The organism is Streptomyces sp. N50 (genome assembly GCF_033335955.1).
GTDB lineage: Bacteria > Actinomycetota > Actinomycetes > Streptomycetales > Streptomycetaceae > Streptomyces.
The window spans coordinates 9158416-9175969 of the sequence record NZ_CP137549.1 but is presented as its reverse complement, the minus strand read 5'-3'; the positions used below and the strand labels follow the sequence as shown (position 1 = coordinate 9175969).

Annotated in this window: 17 protein-coding genes; 10 read left to right on the top strand and 7 right to left on the bottom strand. The window is 70.4% G+C overall.

What is annotated here, in order from left to right:
• Window positions 1-64 precede the first annotated feature (64 nt).
• Complete coding sequence (locus R2B38_RS40665; RefSeq protein ID WP_318020810.1) at window positions 65-1384, top strand: acyl-CoA dehydrogenase family protein; 1320 nt, start codon at window positions 65-67, stop codon at window positions 1382-1384.
• Window positions 1381-2157 carry a glucose 1-dehydrogenase gene (locus R2B38_RS40660; protein ID WP_318020809.1) on the top strand — a complete coding sequence of 259 codons (777 nt, stop codon included), beginning with the start codon at window positions 1381-1383 and terminating at the stop codon, window positions 2155-2157. The genes R2B38_RS40665 and R2B38_RS40660 overlap by 4 nt, the downstream gene beginning before the upstream one ends.
• Here the strand turns inward: R2B38_RS40660 and R2B38_RS40655 are convergent.
• The 3 genes from R2B38_RS40655 to R2B38_RS40645 are packed head-to-tail and all read right to left on the bottom strand — an operon-like array spanning window position 2154 to window position 5059.
• Window positions 2154-3182 carry a phosphotransferase family protein gene (locus tag R2B38_RS40655; RefSeq protein WP_318020808.1) on the bottom strand — a complete coding sequence of 343 codons (1029 nt, stop codon included), beginning with the start codon at window positions 3180-3182 and terminating at the stop codon, window positions 2154-2156. The two genes, R2B38_RS40660 and R2B38_RS40655, sit on opposite strands and share 4 nt — an antisense overlap.
• Window positions 3179-4693 (bottom strand): fatty acid--CoA ligase family protein, encoded by a 1515-nt coding sequence (locus R2B38_RS40650; RefSeq protein WP_318020807.1) that lies wholly within the window; start codon window positions 4691-4693, stop codon window positions 3179-3181. The genes R2B38_RS40655 and R2B38_RS40650 overlap by 4 nt, the downstream gene beginning before the upstream one ends.
• A 57-nt stretch (window positions 4694-4750) precedes the next feature.
• Window positions 4751-5059, bottom strand: a complete 309-nt coding sequence (locus R2B38_RS40645) for a hypothetical protein (RefSeq protein WP_318020806.1) — start codon at window positions 5057-5059, stop codon at window positions 4751-4753.
• Between the two features lie 104 nt (window positions 5060-5163).
• On the opposite strand from R2B38_RS40645, the gene R2B38_RS40640 reads away from it, so the two are divergent.
• Both R2B38_RS40640 and R2B38_RS40635 read left to right on the top strand, forming a co-directional pair.
• The gene (locus R2B38_RS40640; protein ID WP_318020805.1) at window positions 5164-5937 is read left to right on the top strand and encodes an enoyl-CoA hydratase/isomerase family protein; all 774 of its coding nucleotides are present in this window, start codon (window positions 5164-5166) and stop codon (window positions 5935-5937) included.
• A gap of 63 nt (window positions 5938-6000) precedes the next feature.
• Complete coding sequence (locus tag R2B38_RS40635; protein ID WP_318020804.1) at window positions 6001-7005, top strand: LLM class flavin-dependent oxidoreductase; 1005 nt, start codon at window positions 6001-6003, stop codon at window positions 7003-7005.
• A gap of 77 nt (window positions 7006-7082) precedes the next feature.
• Here R2B38_RS40635 and R2B38_RS40630 read toward each other — a convergent pair whose 3' ends face one another.
• Window positions 7083-8342: an amidohydrolase family protein gene (locus tag R2B38_RS40630; RefSeq protein ID WP_318020803.1), complete on the bottom strand. Its 1260-nt coding sequence runs from the start codon at window positions 8340-8342 to the stop codon at window positions 7083-7085.
• A gap of 187 nt (window positions 8343-8529) precedes the next feature.
• Between R2B38_RS40630 and R2B38_RS40625 the strand changes: the two genes are divergently transcribed.
• Window positions 8530-10008, top strand: coding sequence for an aldehyde dehydrogenase family protein (locus R2B38_RS40625; RefSeq protein WP_318020802.1), 1479 nt, complete (start codon window positions 8530-8532; stop codon window positions 10006-10008).
• 15 nt (window positions 10009-10023) lie between these two features.
• Here the strand turns inward: R2B38_RS40625 and R2B38_RS40620 are convergent, their stop codons facing one another.
• Window positions 10024-11196, bottom strand: a complete 1173-nt coding sequence (locus tag R2B38_RS40620; protein ID WP_318020801.1) for a thiolase family protein — start codon at window positions 11194-11196, stop codon at window positions 10024-10026.
• Window positions 11197-11337: 141 nt separating this feature from the next.
• Between R2B38_RS40620 and R2B38_RS40615 the strand changes: the two genes are divergently transcribed.
• From R2B38_RS40615 to R2B38_RS40605, 3 genes are read left to right on the top strand one after another with little or no spacing between them, the layout of a single operon-like run.
• Window positions 11338-12462: an acyl-CoA dehydrogenase family protein gene (locus R2B38_RS40615; protein WP_318020800.1), complete on the top strand. Its 1125-nt coding sequence runs from the start codon at window positions 11338-11340 to the stop codon at window positions 12460-12462.
• 23 nt (window positions 12463-12485) lie between these two features.
• On the top strand, window positions 12486-13250 hold the full coding sequence (locus R2B38_RS40610) for an SDR family NAD(P)-dependent oxidoreductase (RefSeq protein WP_318020799.1): 765 nt from the start codon (window positions 12486-12488) through the stop codon (window positions 13248-13250).
• Window positions 13251-13296: 46 nt separating this feature from the next.
• Window positions 13297-14055 (top strand): SDR family oxidoreductase, encoded by a 759-nt coding sequence (locus tag R2B38_RS40605; protein ID WP_318020798.1) that lies wholly within the window; start codon window positions 13297-13299, stop codon window positions 14053-14055.
• A 30-nt stretch (window positions 14056-14085) separates the two neighbouring features.
• On the opposite strand, the gene R2B38_RS40600 is transcribed toward R2B38_RS40605, so the two are convergent.
• Window positions 14086-14751, bottom strand: a complete 666-nt coding sequence (locus R2B38_RS40600; RefSeq protein ID WP_318020797.1) for a TetR/AcrR family transcriptional regulator — start codon at window positions 14749-14751, stop codon at window positions 14086-14088.
• A gap of 204 nt (window positions 14752-14955) precedes the next feature.
• Between R2B38_RS40600 and R2B38_RS40595 the strand changes: the two genes are divergently transcribed.
• Window positions 14956-16155 (top strand): alpha/beta hydrolase, encoded by a 1200-nt coding sequence (locus R2B38_RS40595; RefSeq protein WP_318020796.1) that lies wholly within the window; start codon window positions 14956-14958, stop codon window positions 16153-16155.
• Here R2B38_RS40595 and R2B38_RS40590 read toward each other — a convergent pair.
• Window positions 16148-16681 carry a proline dehydrogenase gene (locus R2B38_RS40590; protein ID WP_318020795.1) on the bottom strand — a complete coding sequence of 178 codons (534 nt, stop codon included), beginning with the start codon at window positions 16679-16681 and terminating at the stop codon, window positions 16148-16150. The two genes, R2B38_RS40595 and R2B38_RS40590, sit on opposite strands and share 8 nt — an antisense overlap.
• Window positions 16682-16914: 233 nt before the next feature.
• Between R2B38_RS40590 and R2B38_RS40585 the strand changes: the two genes are divergently transcribed.
• Window positions 16915-17481, top strand: coding sequence for a PASTA domain-containing protein (locus R2B38_RS40585; RefSeq protein WP_411978610.1), 567 nt, complete (start codon window positions 16915-16917; stop codon window positions 17479-17481).
• The last annotated feature ends 73 nt before the right edge of the window (window positions 17482-17554 follow it).

Here is a 17554-nt window from a genome sequence, read left to right as displayed (position 1 = left end):
CGAACCTCGCTAAAAAGTATACTGTTTTGCCGTCACCGACCGACCCGCACCTTCCGGAGAGCCGATGCTGGACTTCTCGACCGAACCCGAGTTCCAGGCCAAGCTGGACTGGGCGACGGCCTTCGTACGGGAGGAGGTCGAGCCGCTCGACCTGCTCTTCCCGCACGGCGGCGACCCGTACGACACGCGCAACGAGAAGGCACGCGCGATCCTCAAGCCGCTCCAGGAGCAGGTCCGGGCCCAGGGTCTGTGGGCCTGCCATCTCGGCGCCGAACTCGGCGGCGCGGGCTACGGCCAGGTGAAGCTCGCCTACCTCAACGAGATCCTCGGCCGCTCCTACTGGGCCCCGACGGTCTTCGGCACCGCCGCCCCGGACACCGGCAACGCCGAGATCCTGGCCATGTTCGGCACCGGCGAACAGAAGGCGCGCTATCTGCGGCCCCTGCTCGACGGGGACATCGTCTCCACCTTCTCGATGACGGAACCGCAGGCCGGAGCCGATCCGAAGGAGTTCACGTGCCGGGCCCGGCGCGAGGGGGACGAGTGGGTGATCGACGGGGAGAAGTGGTTCTCCTCCAACGCCCGGTACGCGGCCTTCCTCATCGTCATGGCCGTCACCGACCCGGAGGCGCCGCCGCACGCCCGGATGTCGATGTTCATCGTCCCGGCCGAGACACCCGGCATCGAGATCAAGCGCAACGTCGGCACGATGGACGAGCGCGACTCCCTCGACGAGGGCATCCACGCCTACATCCGCTACGACCAGGTGCGGGTCCCGCTCGACGCCATGCTCGGCGGCCCCGGCGAGGGCTTCAAGGTCGCCCAGGCCCGGCTCGGCGGGGGCCGTGTGCACCACGCGATGCGGACGGTCGGCAAGTGCACCCGCGCCTTCGACATGATGTGCGAGCGCGCGCTGTCCCGCCGGACTCAGGGCACTCTTCTCGCCGAGAAGCAGGCGGTGCAGCAGTTCATCGCGGACTCCTGGGTGGAGTTGCAGCAGTTCCGGCTGCTGGTGCTGCACACCGCCTGGATCATCGACACCCAGCCGCACGGCGCGGCCCGCACCCAGATCGCGATGTGCAAGGTCCAGACGGCGAAGGTGCTGCACGACATCATTCAGCGCGCCCTGCACCTGCACGGCTCGCTCGGCACCACCAACGAACTCCCCCTCGCCAAATGGTGGATGGCCGCACCGAACCTCGCCCTCGCCGACGGCCCCACCGAGGTCCACCGCACCACGATCGCCAAGCAGCTCCTGAAGAACCGCCGCCCGGCCGAGGGACTGTTCCCCAGCGAACACATCCCGCCGAAACTGGAGGCCGCCCGCAAGCGCTACGCCCACGTCATCGACGACGACAGCCTCACCGGCCGGGTGGAGGCATGAGCGACGGGCGCGACACCAAGTCCCTCGCTCCGGCAGACCTGTTCGACCTCTCCGGCAAGGTCGCCCTCGTCACCGGCGGCAGCCGGGGCCTGGGCCTCGCGATGGTCCGCGCCTTCGCCACCGCGGGCGCCGACATCGTGATCGCCAGCCGCAAACGCGAGGCGTGCGAGACCGTGGCGGCCGAGATCCGCGACCTCGGCCGCCGCGCGCTTCCGGTCCCCGCGCACGTCGGCCACTGGGACGACCTGGCACGCCTCACCGACGCGGCCTACGAGGAGTTCGGCAAGGTCGACGTCCTGGTCAACAACGCCGGCATGTCACCGCTCGCCCCGTCCTCCGCCGACACCAGCGAGGAACTGTTCGACAAAGTGATCGGCGTGAACTTCAAGGGCCCCTTCCGTCTGGCCTCGTTGATCGGGCAGCGGATGGCCGAGGGGGACGGCGGCTCGATCATCAACGTCTCCTCCTCCGGCGCCCTGATGCCCCAGCCACGCTTCGGCCCCTACGCCGGCGCCAAGGCCGCCCTGAACGCCCTGACCACGGTCTTCGCCCTGGAGTACGGCCCGGCCGTCCGGGTCAACACGATCTCGGCCGGCCCCTTCCTCACGGACATCTCCAAGTCGTGGGCGGAGGAGAAACGCCAGACGACACGCAGCGCGATCGGGCGCCCGGGGCAGCCGGAGGAGATCGTCAGCACCGCGCTGTATCTGGCGAGCGACGCGTCCAGCTATACGACGGGGGCGCTGATCCGGGTGGACGGCGGGCTGTACTAGCCGAGCAACTCTATTGCCTCGTCCAGCAGTTCAGGAAGCGCGGGCAGCATCCGACGGTGCATGTCGTTCAACTGCCCCGCTTTCCGGCCCCGTTTGATCAGCAGGGCGGTCGCGGCCGACTCCTTGTACTTGGTGAGCGCCTCGAACCACCAGAGGTCCCGCAGCGGTTCGCCCCGCAACTCCTCGTAGGCGACCACGAGTTCGGCCTTGGAGGGCATGCCGGTCGGCTCGTCCGACAGGGCGGCGGGGTGGCGGGCCTCGTCGGTGAAGAAGGTCAGCCAGGTCATGTCGACCCGGGGATCGCCGAGCGACCAGATCTCCCAGTCGATGATCGACGTCACCGAGCCCGCCTCGCACAGGGTGTTGCCGAGCCGGTAGTCGCCGTGGGTGAACACCGGTGCCATCGCGGCGGGGACCGTGGCGTGCAGCCTGTCCGCGACGGCCTCGTGGCCGGCGCTCAGGTCGTCCGGGACGGTGCTGAAGGCGCGGGTCCAGCGGTCGATCTCGGCGTCGAGGGTCATGGCCGGTTCCGCCGCGAGCGCCGTGCGCCGGGGATCCACCCGGTGCAGGTCGGCGAGCATCCGGGCGGCGTCGAAGGCGCGGGACCGTACCTCACCCGGCGTGAGCGTGCCGCGGGGCACGAGCACCGGCTCCACGCACTCGCCGGGTACGAGTTCCATCGCCACGAAGGGCTGCACGGCCGGGGGCGAACCCGCGTCGCAGAACAGCACCTTCGGCACCCGTACACCGGGCTGTCCGGCCAGGGCCGCCATGAGCCGCGCCTGGCGCAGCACGTCCCGGTTGCGGACCGGGGGCAGGCCGGGCGGGGCCACCTTCAGGACGACACGTTCGTAGCCGTCCGGGACACCGGAGAGGGCGGCGACGAACGTCAGGCTCGACGTGCCGCCGGTGAGCGGTTCGACGCCGTCCACCGTGGCCCCCGGGATCCAACCGCCGACCACGGCGGCCGTGCGTTCCGTCAACTCCCCTATCAGAGCTGGGCTGTTGGTGGCGGCGACGCTCATGGCTGCCCTTTCGTCCCGTTCCCGGGTGCGGTCAGTGCCGCCACGATGTCGCGGCGGATCAGCTTGCCGGTCACCGTGCGCGGAAGTTCGGTCCAGTACGTGATGCGGTCCGGGGTCCTCGAACCGCGCAGGGTGCCGCGTACGGCGGCGCGCAGTGCTCCGGCGTCAACCTCGGCACCGTCGCGTGCGACGACGACGGCCTCGATGCGCTGTCCCCACTCCTCGTCCGGCACGCCGACCACGACGGCGTCGAGCACGTCCGGGTGCCGTAGCAGGACGTCCTCGATCTCGGCGGGCGCGATGTTCTCCGCGCCGCGGATGATCGTGTCGTCGGCCCGGCCCTCGATGTGGAGGTAGCCGTCGGCATCGAGGCGGCCCCGGTCGCGGGTGTGGAAGAAGCCCCGCTCGTCGACCGCGGAGCCCTGTCCGGCGTACTCCCCCGAGACCTGCTCGCCGCGCACCCAGATCTGCCCGGTCTCCCCCGCGCCGAGCAACTCGCCGGTCACATCGCGGACTTCGATCCCGATGCCCGGCACCGGCAGTCCCGCCGAGCCCAACCGGGCGCGTACCACCGGGTCGTCGCTCGCGACCGCCGCCCGGTGCTCGGCCGGGCCGAGCACCGAGATGGTGGACGAAGTCTCCGTCAGGCCATAGGCGTTGACGAAGTCCACCCCCGGCCAGGCGCGCAGTGCCGTCTCGATCACGCGCACCGGCATCCTGGCCCCGCCGTAGGCGAGCGAGCGCAGTGCGGGCACCGAGCGGTCCAGGCCGTCCGTGTCCATGATCCGGGCGAGCATGGTCGGGACCACCATCGCGTGGGTGATCCGCTGTTCGCGGACGAGGGCCAGCCAGCTCTCCGGGGTGAACTGGTCGAGGGTGAGGGTGCGTCGGCCGGCGTAGAGGTTCGTCAGCACATTGGAGACGGCGGCTATGTGGTAGGGCGGCACGCTCATCAGCGCTGCCTCGGTGGGGTCGGCCGCGGCGAACTCCACCGTGCCGAGCACGTACGACACGAGGTTGTGGTGGCGCAGGACGACGCCCTTGGGGGCCGAGGTGGTTCCGCTGGTGTAGATCAGTACGGCGGGGGTGTCGGGCGAGGGTGCCGACTCGAAGCCGCCGTCGGCGTTCGCGGCCGCCTCCGCGAGCCATGCGGCCGGGCCGTACACCGGCAGTCCGGCTCGGCGCAGGGCCGCGTCCTGGTCGGGGGTGGCGATGGCCAGGGCGTGCGGGTGGTTGGCGAGCAGGGCGTCCAACTGTTCTTCGCCCAGGCGGTAGTTGACCGGGACCAGGGGGACCCCGGCGCGGGCCGCGGCGAACTGGGCGACCGCGAAGGCGGGGCCGTTCGTGGCCAGGTACACGATCGCGTCGGCGCCGGCCGCGCGGACCAACCGGGCGCCGCCGACGGCCAGTTCACGGAGTCGTACGGGGGTGAGGCCGTCCTGTGCGGGTCCGATCACCACCCGGTCGCCGAAGCCGTCGGCGGCCATGTCCAGGATCATCGAGACGTTCATCGGCGCGCTTCCCGCTTCCCGTTGCTCAGTCTTCCCGTTGCCCGGTCGTCCCGTTCGTCAGTCCGAGGCCGGCAGCGGCTTGGCGCTCTTCACCGGCAGGGGGACGCCGTTGACCGCGAGGGTGCCCTCCCCCTGTTTCGTGCAGAGGAGTTCGAGGCCGAGGTCCTCGTCGGCGTAGCGCTTGCCGAGCAGGGAACCGCCCCTCAGGTCAGGGTCGGGGGTGCCGGTGACGGCCCCCGGCGCGGTGCCCTCGATCATCGCGGCGCCGCCGCAGGTGATGTCCACCTCACCGTCGGGGCAGCGCACGACGATCACCGCCGTCGTGTCCACCGTGCTGGCGAGCAGCTGTCCCACTCGTGGCCTCATCGCAGGTTCCTCCGCGGATCTCGTTGCCGTTCCGGGCGCCCGAAGACCAGAAAAAAGTATACTACTTACCTCGATCACGTCGAGATGAGGAACGGAGTCGGCGGATGGAACTCAAGACCGTCCTGTTCGAGGTGACCGACCACGTCGCCACCATCACCCTGAACCGGCCGCAGGCCATGAACAGCTTCAACCAGCGGATGCTGGAGGACTTCTCCGCGATCTGGGACCGGGTGAAGACCGACGACGACGTGCGTGTCGTCGTGTTGCGCGGCTCGGGCGACCGCGCGTTCAGCACCGGCATGGACGTGAAGGAGGGCATCGACCGGCATCCCAATGCGTGGTCGCAGACCGACCCCGGCGAGTTCCTGTCGCCGAAGCTGAACCAGGTGTGGAAACCGCTGGTCTGCGCGGTGCACGGGATGGCGGCCGGCGGCGCCTTCTACTGGCTCAACGAGGCCGACATCCTGATCTGTTCGCAGGACGCGACCTTCTTCGACCCCCATGTCAGCTACGGACTCACCGCCGCGCTCGAACCGATCGGGCTGGCCCGCCGCATCCCGCTCGGCGAGACCCTGCGCATCGCGCTGCTCGGCCTGGACGAACGTCTGTCGGCCGCGCGCGCCCTGCAGATCGGCCTGGTCAGCGAGGTGGTGCCGGGTGAGGAACTCTGGGACCGGGCGGACGAGATCGCGCGCACCATCGCCGCCAAGCCGCCGGCCGCGATCCAGGGCACGGTCCGCGCGATCTGGGAGTCCCTGGACGCGACCCGTACCCAGGCGCTGCGCACCGGGCTGTCGTACACCCAGATCGGCAACCCGATCGGGAAGGCGGAGGTGGACCGCGACGCGGTGCCCCGCGGACGGTGGACACTGCGCTGACGCTCCCCTACGCTCCATAAAACAGTATCCTTTTTTATGACGTTCCATGGAGGGCTGGCTCCGATGCGCTTTGGCATGCCCTGGCCGGGCCGGGATGTGGCACACGAGGCCGAGGAGGCCGGTGCGGGCGCCTTCTGCGCCGGCGAGTTCGTGGATCACGACGCCTACCTCACCCTCGCCGAGATCGTCGCGAACTCCGAGCACGCCCTGGCGGGGCCCGCCATCGCCTACGCCTTCGCCCGCACCCCGTACGCCCACGCCACCGCGCTGCGCCACCTGCACGCCCAGGCACCGGGGCGGCTCTTCCTCGGTCTGGGCAGCGCCGCGTTCCGTATCAACCGCGACTGGCTCGACGTGCCCGCCGACCGGCCCGTGGCCCGGATCGCGGAGACCGTCGGCGCCGTGCGCGCCTGGCTGCGCGCGGAGAACGGCGAGAAGGTCGAGTACTCCGGCGAGTTCTACTCGATCGACGCCGACGTCCGTGCCCCCGTGCTCGGCCGGCTGGACATCCCCGTCCTGCTCGCCGCGTTCAACACCCGCATGGCCGCCACGGCGGGCCGGGTCGCCGACGGTGTCATCGGACACGGCCTGTTCACCCGCTCCTGGTGGAACGACGTCGTACGCCCCTCGGTCGAACGCGGCACGGCGGACGCCGACCGGAGCGGGCCGCCCCTGGAGCACGGCTGGGTCATCACGGCGGTCGACGACACCGCCCCCGAACGTGCCGTGGCCGACGCCCGGCGCATGATCGCCTTCTACCTCACGGTGAAGACGTACGACCCGTTCGTGGCCCACCACGGCTGGGAGGGCCCGGTGACCCAGCTGCGCAAGGCGTTCCGGGCCGGGGACACCGACGCGATGGCCGCCGCCGTCACCGACGAGATGCTGACGGAGATCGCCGTGTGCGGGACGACTGCCGACGCGAAGGGCATGCTCGCCCGTCGCGCCGGTTCGCTGCCCCGTGACGTCGGCTATTTCGCGCCCCCGAGTTTCCTGGTGAGCCAGAGGCGCCGGGCCGCCTACGCCCGGGCCTCCCTCGCCCTGATCGGCGAACTGCCCACGCCGTGAGAGAAGCGGCGGGCGGCACCCTCGGGCCGCCCGCCGCTGCCGTCGCGTTTCAGTACCCTGAAACGCCGTCTTGCCGGTCAGGCGCTCTCGGTGACCGGGGCGAGTTTCCTGCTCTTGTCGAAGTGCACGACGTCGGCGAGGGTGCCGCCCAGGATGGCCGCGCGGTCCTCGTCGTTCACGCCCTCGAAGTTCTCCGCGATGCACTCGGCGCTGGAGCGGAAGGTGCCTTCCGCGTGCGGGTAGTCGTTGCCCCACATGACCGTCGACAGGCCGGTGATGTGGCGGGCCTTGACGGCCGTGGGGTCGTCGGCGAACTGCACGTGGATCTGGCGCCGGACGTACTCGGTGGGCTTGAGCGGGTAGGGCCACTTGTCGTTGATCGCGAACAGCCGCCCCATGGAGGGCTGTTCGGTCGCCGGACGGCCGTCGTCCCAGAAGCCGAGCCACCAGTCGGGGTCCTGGCCGGTGCCCGTCTTCCAGGCCTTGTCCATGTAGCCCATGAAGGAGACCAGCCAGCCGGCCGTGTACTCGATCAGGTTGAAGTGCAGGTCGGGGAAGCGCTCGCACACCCCGCCGCCGACCAGGCTGGCGATGATGCCCTGCGGACCGGCCACACCGGCGCCGGCCGCGAAGCCCATGGTCCGGCCCGCCACCATGTCGTCGGTCAGGTTTCCCTTGCCCATGTTCATGGACGTCATCAGTCCCCGGACGGTCTGCGCCGTTCCGGAGATCTCCTGCTTGACCTTCACCCCACCGGTGGCCACGTGGATGAAGACCGGCAGGTCGTGCGCCTGGGCGGCGGCCCAGATCGGGTCGTACTCCCGCGAGTAGTACGGCTGGGGCGGGATCTCCGGGAGGAGGATCGCGCCGAGTCCGAGCCTCGCGATCCGCTCGATCTCCGCCACGGCCGCGGGGACGTCCGTGATCGGGATCGCGGCCGTGGGGCGCAGCCGGTCCTTGTAGGGGAGGTAGCGCTCGACGAGGTAGTCGTTCCACACGCGCGCGTGGGCCATCGACAGCTCGTGGTCGTCCGTGAACAGGACGAACAGCGAGAGGTTGGGGAACATGACCGAGGCGTCGACGCCGTCGAAGTTCATGTCCCGGATGATGTGGTCGGGGTCGCCGTCCGGGGTCTCCCCGCCGGTCTGGCGGTACTTGGAGATGGTCCAGCCGTCGAACCCGATGGTGTGGAGCTTCTTGAACTCCGTGTGCCCGCCCGGCACGATCGGCTCGTCGAGGGTGAACTCCTCTTCCCACAGCGCGCGTTCGCGGAGCTGCTTGGGCAGGCGGGTCTTGAACAGATCGACCGGCTCGATGATGTGCGAATCGCCGGACACGACAAATTCCTTGAACACAGGCGGTACCTCTCTTCGAACTCCGTCGTCCGTAGCCAGAAGGCCGACCCCCAGATATCTGCGAAGTTAGCTGTACCGACCGGTCGAGTCAATAAAAGACGCGCACTCCTGACCCGACCCCCTTAATTCAGTACACTCAACACGGGACACACTGATGAGGAGACGGCACATGACGACGACGTACTCGTTCTCTTCGCGGCTCTACATCGACGGGCGGCACACCGACGGCACCGCGGACGCGCGGATCGTCGTACGCAATCCGGCGACGGAGGAGATCCTCGCCGAGGTTCCCGACTCCTCGCCCGCGGATGTGCGGCGGGCGGTCGAGGCGGCGCGGCGGGCCTTCGACGAGGGGCCGTGGCCGCGGCTGAGGCCTGCCGCGCGGGGGGCCGTTCTGCTGCGCCTGGCCGAGGAGTTGGAGCGGCGGCTGCCGGAGCTGGTCGCCGTCAACATGGCCGAGGCGGGTTCGGTGCGGGGGCTGGCGGAGACGCTGCAGACCCGGGTTCCGGTGGCGCATCTGCGGGACATGGCCGAGCGGGTGATCCCGGCCTTCGCGTGGGAGCGCCCGATGGATCCGACGGTCGCGCCGGGCGCCGGGATCTTCCAAGGGGTGCTGCGCCGCGAGGCGTTCGGGGTGTGCGCGCTGATCTCGGCGTACAACTTCCCCTTCTTCCTCAGCATGATGAAGGTGATCCCCGCGCTGGCCGCGGGCTGCACCGCCGTCCTCAAAGCGGCGCCGCAGACCCCTCTCGACTCGCTGCTGCTCGGTGACTTCGCCGACGCGGCCGGGTTGCCGCCGGGCGTGCTGAACATCGTGACCGGCGATGTCGAGGCCGGCCGGGAGCTGACCACCCACCCGATGGTGGACCTCGTCAGCTTCACCGGGTCGGACACGGTGGGCCGCACGGTGTACGCACAGGCCGCGGCCTCCATGAAGAAGGTCGTCCTGGAACTCGGCGGCAAGTCGGCCAACATCGTCCGCGCCGACGGCGATCTCGACGGCGCCGTCCGCTCCGCGCTGGCGGGCATGACCACCCATGCGGGGCAGGGCTGTTCACTGCTGACCCGCACCCTCGTGCACGAGTCCCGCCACGACGAACTGGTCGACCGGCTGAGCGCGGCCCTCGCCGGGGTCAGGGTCGGCGATCCCGCCGACGCGGCCACCACGATGGGCCCGCTGATCAGCGAGGCCCAGCGCGACAAGGTCGAGAAGCTGATCCGGGTCGGCGAGGAGGAGGGCGCGCGCATCGTCCGCGGCGGCAAGCGCCCGGCCGGCCTCGACAGGGGCTATTTCCTCGAACCCACGCTCTTCGCCGCCGTGGACAACGCGATGACGATCGCCCGGACCGAGTTCTTCGGACCGGTCGGCGTCGTCATCCCGTTCCGCACCGACGACGAGGCGGTGCGCATCGCCAACGACAGTCCCTACGGGCTGGGCGGTGCCGTCTGGAGCGCCGACACCGTGGCCGCGTACGAGATGGCGGCCCGGCTCCGCACCGGCGGGGTGACGATCAACGGCGGCAGCGCCGGAGTCAACCCCCGGGCCGCCTTCGGCGGTTACAAGCAGAGCGGACTCGGCCGGGAGTGGGGCGAGTTCGGGCTCGACGAGTATCTGCAGACGAAGACGGTGAGTTGGGCCGCGCGCTGAGGCGTGTTCCGCTCGTCACGCGGTGAGCACCATCGCCGATCCCATGCCACCGCCCGCGCACATGGCCGCGACGGCCACCCCTCCCCCACGGCGCCGCAGTTCGTGCGCCAGCGTGACGACCATGCGAGCGCCGGTGGTGGCGATGGGGTGGCCGAGGCTGCAGCCGCTGCCGAAGGGGTTGACCCGCTCGGGGTCGAGTCCCAGTTCACGGGTGGCGGCGACGGCCACCGCGGCGAAGGCCTCGTTGACCTCGAACAGGTCGACGTCCTCGATCCGCAGCCCGGCGCGGTCAAGTGCCTTGCGGATGGCGGCGATCGGGGCCAGTCCCGTCTCCACGGGGTCGACGCCGACGCTCGCCCACGACCGTACGGTGGCCAGCGGGGTGAGTCCGTGCTCGGCGGCGACCTCGGCGGAGGCGACGACGACCGCGGCCGAACCGTCGTTCACACCACTGGAGTTGCCCGCCGTGATGGAGTAGCCCTCGATCTCGGGGTGCAGCACCTTCAGTGCCGCGAGCTTCTCGACGCTGGTGTCGCGGCGCGGATGCTCGTCGGTGTCGAACACCGACCTCGTCCCGTCGCGGCCGACGACCTCGACGGGGACGATCTCGTCGGCGAACCGTCCCTCGTCGATCGCCCGCACGGCCCGCTGGTGCGAGCGCAGCGCCCAACTGTCCATCTCCTGACGGGAGATGCCGATGCGCCGGGCCGTGTTCCAGCCGACCAGCGTCGCCATGTCGTCGTTGGGTGCCTCGCGGGTCGGGGCGTGCGAGGGCGACATCCAGGGGTCCTGCCAGTCGTCGGTGCCCGGAATCCTGCGCCGGGCCACGGGTGCCGTGGACGAGGACTGCGTTCCTCCGGCGACGACCGCGCGGTCCATCCCGGCGCGTACACCCGCGGCGGCGGTCGCCACGCCGGCCAGACCCGAGGCGCAGTGCCGGTTGTGCGCCAGGCCCGGCACATGGGTCAGCCCCGCTTCCAGGGCCGCGTAGCGGGCGATGTCCCCGCCGCCGGCCAGCGTCTCGCCGAGGACGACGTCGTCGATCAGGTCGAGCGGCACCCCGGAGCGCCGCACCGCCTCACGCACGACGACGGTGGCGAGGTCGAAGGCGCTGGTGTCCCGCAGCGTTCCCCTCCGGGCGGTACCGATCGCGGTGCGGCAGGCGGCGAGCAGAACGGCATCAGTCATGCAATTGATGATACTCAACTGGCAGTCGAGCACGGAAGAATGCCTTCTATCGGCGCTGGATCTCGACCGATCACCGAAAAGAGGATACCTTCTTCGTGCCGTGGATCTGTCGTCGATGCGCCGTGGACCGGGTGGTGGCTGATGAACTTCGAACTCAGCGAGGAGCAGGCCATGCTCCGCGAGGCCTCGCGCGCCCTGCTGTCCGACCACGCCCCGATGAGTGCCGTACGAGCGTCGATGGACGGCTCCGAGGACGTCGACCCCGAGCTGTGGCGCCTGACGTCCGACCTCGGCTGGCCCGGCCTCGCGCTGCCCGAGGAGTACGGCGGATCCGGTCAGGGACTGGTCGAACTCGCCCTGCTCGCCGAGGAGATGGGCCGCGCACTCGCCCGCGGCCCGTTCCTCCCGACAGCGGTCGCCGGCCGGGCGGTCGCCTACGGCGGTTCCGCGCGGCTGCGCCACGAAGTGCTGCCCGCGCTCGCCGCCGGGGAGGGCTGGGCCACCTGGGCGTTCGCCGAACCGCACGCGCCCTGGACCCTCGACGGGGTCCGCGCGACCGCCCGTACCGACGGCGACGGGATCGTCCTCGACGGTGTCAAGACGGCGGTGCAGGACGCCGGCGGTGCCCGCTGGCTGCTCGTCACCGCCCGCCACGAGGGCGAACCCGCGTCCTTCCTCGTCGACCGCGCGGCCCCCGGTGTCACGGTCCGGCGTCAGCGCGTCCTGGACCTCACCCGCGCGTTCCACGAGGTGCGCCTCGACGCCGTACGCGTCCTTCCCGACGCCCGTCTCGACGGCGGGCCCGACGACATCCAGGCCCTCCTCGACGAGGCGTCCGTCCTGCGCTGCGCAGACGCGCTCGGCGTGATGGAGCGCATGCTGGAGCTGACCGTCGAACACACCACGAACCGGGTGCAGTTCGGGCAGCCGATCGGCGGTTTCCAGGCCGTCAAGCACGCCTGCGCCGACATGGCACTGATCGTGCACGGCACCCGGGCCGCGACCTACTACGCGGCGATGGCCGCCGATGCCGGCACCGACGACGCCGCCCGCGCGGCCTGTGCCGCCGCGTCCTACGCCACCGCCGGTACCGGTGAAGTCGCCGCGCGGGCACTGCAGTTGCACGGCGGCATCGGTTTCACCTGGGAGCACGACCTCCACCTCCATCTGCGCCGGGCCAGGGCCGACCGGGTGCTCCACGGGGACACGGCCGTCCATCGCGAACGGCTCTGCGCCCTCCTTCAGCGGTCGTCCGTGTCCGCCTGAGCCGAGCGAAAGGGAGTCGACCGATGGAGATCAAGGGCAAGAAGGCCGTGGTGTTCGGCGGAGCCTCCGGAATGGGGCGCGCCGGCGCGCAGTTGCTGGCGGCGCGCGGCGCCGAGGTCGTCGTACTCGATCGTCCGGCGTCGGCCGGTGCCGAGGTCGCGGCGGCGCTGGGCGGGCGTTTCCAGCCGGTCGACGTCACCGACTTCGAGGCGACGGAGAGTGCGCTGGCCACCGCCGTGGAATCCCTGGGCGGGCTGCACGTATCGATCACCACCGCGGGCGGCGGTACGGCGATGCGGACGCTCGGCAGGAGCGGTCCGCACGACCTCGACACCTTCCGCCGCATCCTCGACCTCAACACGGTCGCGACCTTCAACATCAGCCGGCTCGCCGCCGCGCACATGAGCCGCAACGAGCCCGAGGACCCGGACGGCGAGCGCGGTGTCATCATCAACACGTCCTCGATCGCCGCGTTCGAGGGCCAGGTCGGCCAAGTCGCCTACGGGGCGGCCAAAGCGGCGATCGCCGGGATGTGTCTCACGATGGCGCGCGATCTCGGCTCGCTCGGCATCCGGGTGCTGGCCATCGCGCCGAGCCTGTTCGACACCGGGGCGGTCGAGAAGATCCCGGACGAGGCACGGGCCGTTCTGGTCAAGGACGCGGCGTTCCCCAAACGCCTGGGCCGCCCCGAGGAGTACGCCAAGCTCGCGCTCGCCATCGTCGACAACCCGATGCTGAACGGCCAGTGCCTGCGGCTCGACGCGGGGCAGCGCTTCGCCCCCAAGTGACCGGTGGTGGGCGCTACTTGGAAGCAGACGACGACGGGAGCACCGTATGCCGGACAACGACGAGCACCAGGGCAAGGTCGCGTTCATCACCGGGGGTGGGCGCGGCTTCGGCAAGGCGTTCGGCGCCGCGCTGTCGGCGCGGGGCGCGCACGTCGTGCTCGCGGACATCGACGGCGCGGCGGCGGAGGCGGCTGCCGCCGAACTCACCGCCGCGGGCGGCAGCGTGACGGGAGTGACCTGCGACGTGGCCGACGAGACCGCGGTCCAGGCGGTCGTCGACAAGGTCGCCCAGCAGCACGGCGGCCTCGACATCCTGGTCAACAACGCGGGCCTGCACGCGGCTTACAACAAGCCGTTCACCGAACTCGGCCTCACCAAGGTGCGACGCGTGCTCGACGTCAACGTCATGGGCGTCGTCATCTGCTCCCTCGCGGCACAGAAGGCCATGCGGGGGCGCCCCGGTGCCGCCATCGTCAACATCTCCTCGTCGGCGGCCTACGCGAACCGCAGCATCTACGGCGTCTCCAAGCTCGCGGTACGCGGTCTGACGGTGTCCTTCGCGCGGGAGTTCGCCGCCGACGGCATCCGCGTGAACGCGATCGCCCCGGGGCTGATCTTCACCGACACGGTCCGCGCCGAGCTCAACGAGGCAGAGGCGAAACGGGTGTTGGGCGAGCAGATCCTCCAACGGGAGGGCGAGGAAGGGGACATCGTCGAGGCGCTGCTCTATCTGGTCTCGTCGAAGGCGTCGTTCGTCACGGGTGAGACGCTGCGGGTGACGGGTGGGTTCGCGCTGTCGGTCTAGCGTCCTGGTGCCAGTCCGCGCCTACCGGCGTCAGGAACGGGGCAGTTGCTCCCCCGAGAGGTACGCGTCCGGTCCCAGGCCGCGGAACTCGGGTGCCGGGGGCAGCGGTTGCGTCCCGTCCGGCTGGGTGCGCAGGCCGTCCAGCAGCAGCCGCAGGTAGCGCCGCCAGAGGTCGGGCTCTCCGGTCTGGTCGGTGACCGCGGCCACCATCAGCTGGATCATCGGGAGATCCAGGTGTTCCATGTCGGGGCGCAGCGCCCCCTGCTCCTTGGCGCGCGCGATCAGCGGATCGACCAGGGGCTTGATCCGCCGGTCGACGACGGCGTGCCGCTGGGTGGCCTTGCCGGTGCCGAGCATGACCTCGCGCAGTCCGCGGTCGTGTGCCTGCAGCTCGCACACCTTCTCCAGGCTGGACGCCAGTCCGTGCCACGGGTCGGGATCGGTGGCGGCTTCCCGGGCGGACGCCTCGACCTGGTCGATCATGTCGTCGAAGACCGCGTCGACCAGCTCTTCCTTGTTGGCGAAGTGACGGTAGGCCGTCCCGACGCCGAGCCCCGCGTGGCGGGCGACGTCGTCGAGGGTCGCGGTCAGGCCCCGGTCGCGGAACACCTCACGGGCGGCGGCCATGAGACGGCGGCGGTTCAGCTCGGCGTCGCGCCGCAGCGGCGGTCTGCCGGGTCCTGCGGGCTCCGCCATGCCAGTCGTCCCGTCTTCCGGATGAGGTCGGATCTTCCAGCTCATCGTATCGGCGCGAGCTGGGCACTCCTTGATCAGGTTCGGTCCTGGTGCGTGGCTCTCGAAGGTAAACGGAGATGACATCTCCGTTTGATGTTACGGTGATGGAGAGAAACGGAGATCTGATCTCCGTTTACTGCTTCGTGGTCGACGGGAGAAGAAGACATGCACGCAGAGAACGCAGCGCCCCGGGGAACGGCGCGGACGGGCCGGCGAAGGGGCGGCGCTGTCGTCACGGTCACGCTGGCCGCGGGGCTGGCCCTGGCCGCCTGCTCCTCGGGCGGCGGCAGCTCGGCGGGGAGTTCAGCCGGCCCCAGCGCCACGACGGCGGCCTGCCCTACGAGCACGTCCGCCGCGGGTGCCGGAACGCCCACGGGAATGCCGTCGGGCAACGCGGGAGGCATCACGGCCGCCAAGACCGTCAAGAAGTCGGACACCGGCACCAGCACGGTGATCGACCCCAAGGGTGCGCAGATCCGGTGCGCCACGTCCGGGATCACCACCACGCACGACATCACGTACTCCTCGCCGACCACCGACGGCAGGAAGAGCGACCTGAAGCTGGACATCCAGGTGCCGACCGCCACGTCGGGCAAGAAGCCGCTGGTCGTCTACCTCACCGGAGGCGGGTTCGTCATGGCGGACCGCACCGCCAACCTGAGCCAGCGCACCTATGTGGCCGACCAGGGCTATGTGGTGGCGAGCATCCAGTACCGCACGACCAAGGACGGCGCCACGTACAAGGACGCCGTCGCCGATGTGAAGTCCGCGATCCGGTACCTCCGTGCCAACGCGGACACGTACTCCATCGACCCCGACCAGGTCGCCGTGTGGGGCCAGTCCGCGGGCGGCTACCTCGCCGCGATGACCGGCGCCACCAACGGGGAGAAGTCCTTCGACGTCGGTGATCACCTGGACCGGAGCAGTCAAGTGCAGGGCGTCGTCGACGAGTTCGGCCCGGCGGACCTGTCAAAGCTCGCGGCCGACTACGACACGGCGGCGCAGAAGGCCAACTACGCGCCGGGCAACAGCGCCGCCCAGTGGGTCTACGGACCCGGCACCAAGAAGTCGGTCGCGGACCGCACCAGCGAGGTCGCGGCAGCCGACCCGGCCACCCACATCACGTCGAAGACACCGCCGTTCGTCCTGTTCCACGGCAGCGCCGACACCCTGGTCTCGCCCAGCGAGACCCTGGACCTCCAGACGGCACTGCGCGCCAAGGGGATCGACGCCACCCGCTACGTCCTCACCGGCGCAGGCCACGGCGACCTGTCCTTCACCGGCGACACCTCGGCCGGCCTGCCCTGGTCCACGCAGGAGACGATGGGGCACATCGTCGACTTCCTGGGACAGCAGCTCAAGTAGCCCTGAACCACCGGGCGTTGCCGATGACACCACGGGCCGCGAGCCGGAAGTCCCTGACCGCCTGGTACAGGATGCTCTCCCGCTCAGCGGCGAGGGCCACGTCATCGGCCTTGCGGGTGGCGTCTCCGGCACGGGCGTCGCCGGCCAGTCGCCGCATGACTTCGGAGAGGCCGCTGGAGGCGTCGGTGACCCGCTCGACGGCTCTCACGAGGGAAGCCGGTCCTTCGAGGATGACGACCTCCGCGGCACGGTGGACCTCGCGGGCGAGGACGATGAATCGACGTATCTCCTCGTCGACAACGGGCAGTTCGGGCTCGTCCGAGCGCAGTGCGTCGAGTACGGCGTCCATGGCGATGTCGCGGTCGTGGAGCGCGCCGAGGTAACCGGCGTACGCATCACGACGATGCTGTCGGCGCCACTGATCGTGCTGTGCCCGCGTCTGTGCCCGGCCGCTCACGACCGCGGCGCCGAGAGTCGCGACCGAGCCGACGGCGGCCCCGAGCAGCGCGGCGAGTCCTGCGTCCATCGGCCCAGTCTGCCGTTGCCGGATCCCAGGCCGAAATCCGTCACGGTTCGTCACGCGGTGTGCGGCCGGGTGGACATGTCTGACACAGTGTCCCTTCATCCACACATCAGGGGCGTACCGTGTCCAACTCCGTATTTACGCCGCCGAGTCAGCCGTCCCGGGCCGCCGGACCGCCGCAGAAGAGGAAGCGCGACTGGAGGTTCGTCGGTGGAGTAACCGCGGGCGTTCTCCTCATCGGCGTCCTCGGCTCCGCCTGCCACGCCACCACCACCGCCGGCAGTACCAGCGGCGCGAGCGGCAACGCCAAGACCGGCGGCAGGACGAAGACCGTCCCGCACTTCGTCGGCATGGGCCTCCAGTCCGCCCAGAACGCTGCCCAGAAGCAGGGCTTCTACAGCCTCAAGTCCCATGACTCCCTGGGCCGCAACCGTCACCAGATCCTCGACCGGGACTGGAAGGTCTGCTCCCAGAACGTGAAGGCCGGCACGACGACGTCCACGGACACCCAACTCGACTTCGGTGCGGTGAAGTTGGACGAGACCTGCCCGTCGAAGGACCAGTCCGCACCGACGGCGGCCGGCAAGACGATGCCGGACTTCAAGGGAAAGTCGGTGAACACCGCCCGCGCCGCACTCGACTCCAGCACGTCGATCACGGTCAAGGACGTCTCCGGCAAAGGCCGTTACGTCCTCGTGGAGTCGAACTGGCAGGTGTGCTCGCAGAAGCCGCCCACCGGTACGAAGCTGAGCGGACAGCCGGTGGAGTTCTCTGCGGTGAAATTCGGGGAGTCCTGCCCGTAGCGGCGCCTACCGATCCGGCGGCCAGGGCGATCGCGCGGTCGCCGAACGAACGCCGCCACGGTGAGCGGGGCCG

Excerpts from the sequence above, each read along its gene's own strand:
- R2B38_RS40665 (WP_318020810.1), top strand. The coding sequence starts at position 65 with ATGCTGGACTTCTCGACCGAACCCGAGTTCCAGGCCAAGCTGGACTGG.
- R2B38_RS40660 (WP_318020809.1), top strand. The coding sequence starts at position 1,381 with ATGAGCGACGGGCGCGACACCAAGTCCCTCGCTCCGGCAGACCTGTTC.
- R2B38_RS40655 (WP_318020808.1), bottom strand. The coding sequence starts at position 3,182 with ATGAGCGTCGCCGCCACCAACAGCCCAGCTCTGATAGGGGAGTTGACG.
- R2B38_RS40650 (WP_318020807.1), bottom strand. The coding sequence starts at position 4,693 with ATGAACGTCTCGATGATCCTGGACATGGCCGCCGACGGCTTCGGCGAC.
- R2B38_RS40645 (WP_318020806.1), bottom strand. The coding sequence starts at position 5,059 with ATGAGGCCACGAGTGGGACAGCTGCTCGCCAGCACGGTGGACACGACG.
- R2B38_RS40640 (WP_318020805.1), top strand. The coding sequence starts at position 5,164 with ATGGAACTCAAGACCGTCCTGTTCGAGGTGACCGACCACGTCGCCACC.
- R2B38_RS40635 (WP_318020804.1), top strand. The coding sequence starts at position 6,001 with ATGCGCTTTGGCATGCCCTGGCCGGGCCGGGATGTGGCACACGAGGCC.
- R2B38_RS40625 (WP_318020802.1), top strand. The coding sequence starts at position 8,530 with ATGACGACGACGTACTCGTTCTCTTCGCGGCTCTACATCGACGGGCGG.
- R2B38_RS40620 (WP_318020801.1), bottom strand. The coding sequence starts at position 11,196 with ATGACTGATGCCGTTCTGCTCGCCGCCTGCCGCACCGCGATCGGTACC.
- R2B38_RS40615 (WP_318020800.1), top strand. The coding sequence starts at position 11,338 with ATGAACTTCGAACTCAGCGAGGAGCAGGCCATGCTCCGCGAGGCCTCG.
- R2B38_RS40610 (WP_318020799.1), top strand. The coding sequence starts at position 12,486 with ATGGAGATCAAGGGCAAGAAGGCCGTGGTGTTCGGCGGAGCCTCCGGA.
- R2B38_RS40605 (WP_318020798.1), top strand. The coding sequence starts at position 13,297 with ATGCCGGACAACGACGAGCACCAGGGCAAGGTCGCGTTCATCACCGGG.
- R2B38_RS40600 (WP_318020797.1), bottom strand. The coding sequence starts at position 14,751 with ATGGCGGAGCCCGCAGGACCCGGCAGACCGCCGCTGCGGCGCGACGCC.
- R2B38_RS40595 (WP_318020796.1), top strand. The coding sequence starts at position 14,956 with ATGCACGCAGAGAACGCAGCGCCCCGGGGAACGGCGCGGACGGGCCGG.
- R2B38_RS40590 (WP_318020795.1), bottom strand. The coding sequence starts at position 16,681 with ATGGACGCAGGACTCGCCGCGCTGCTCGGGGCCGCCGTCGGCTCGGTC.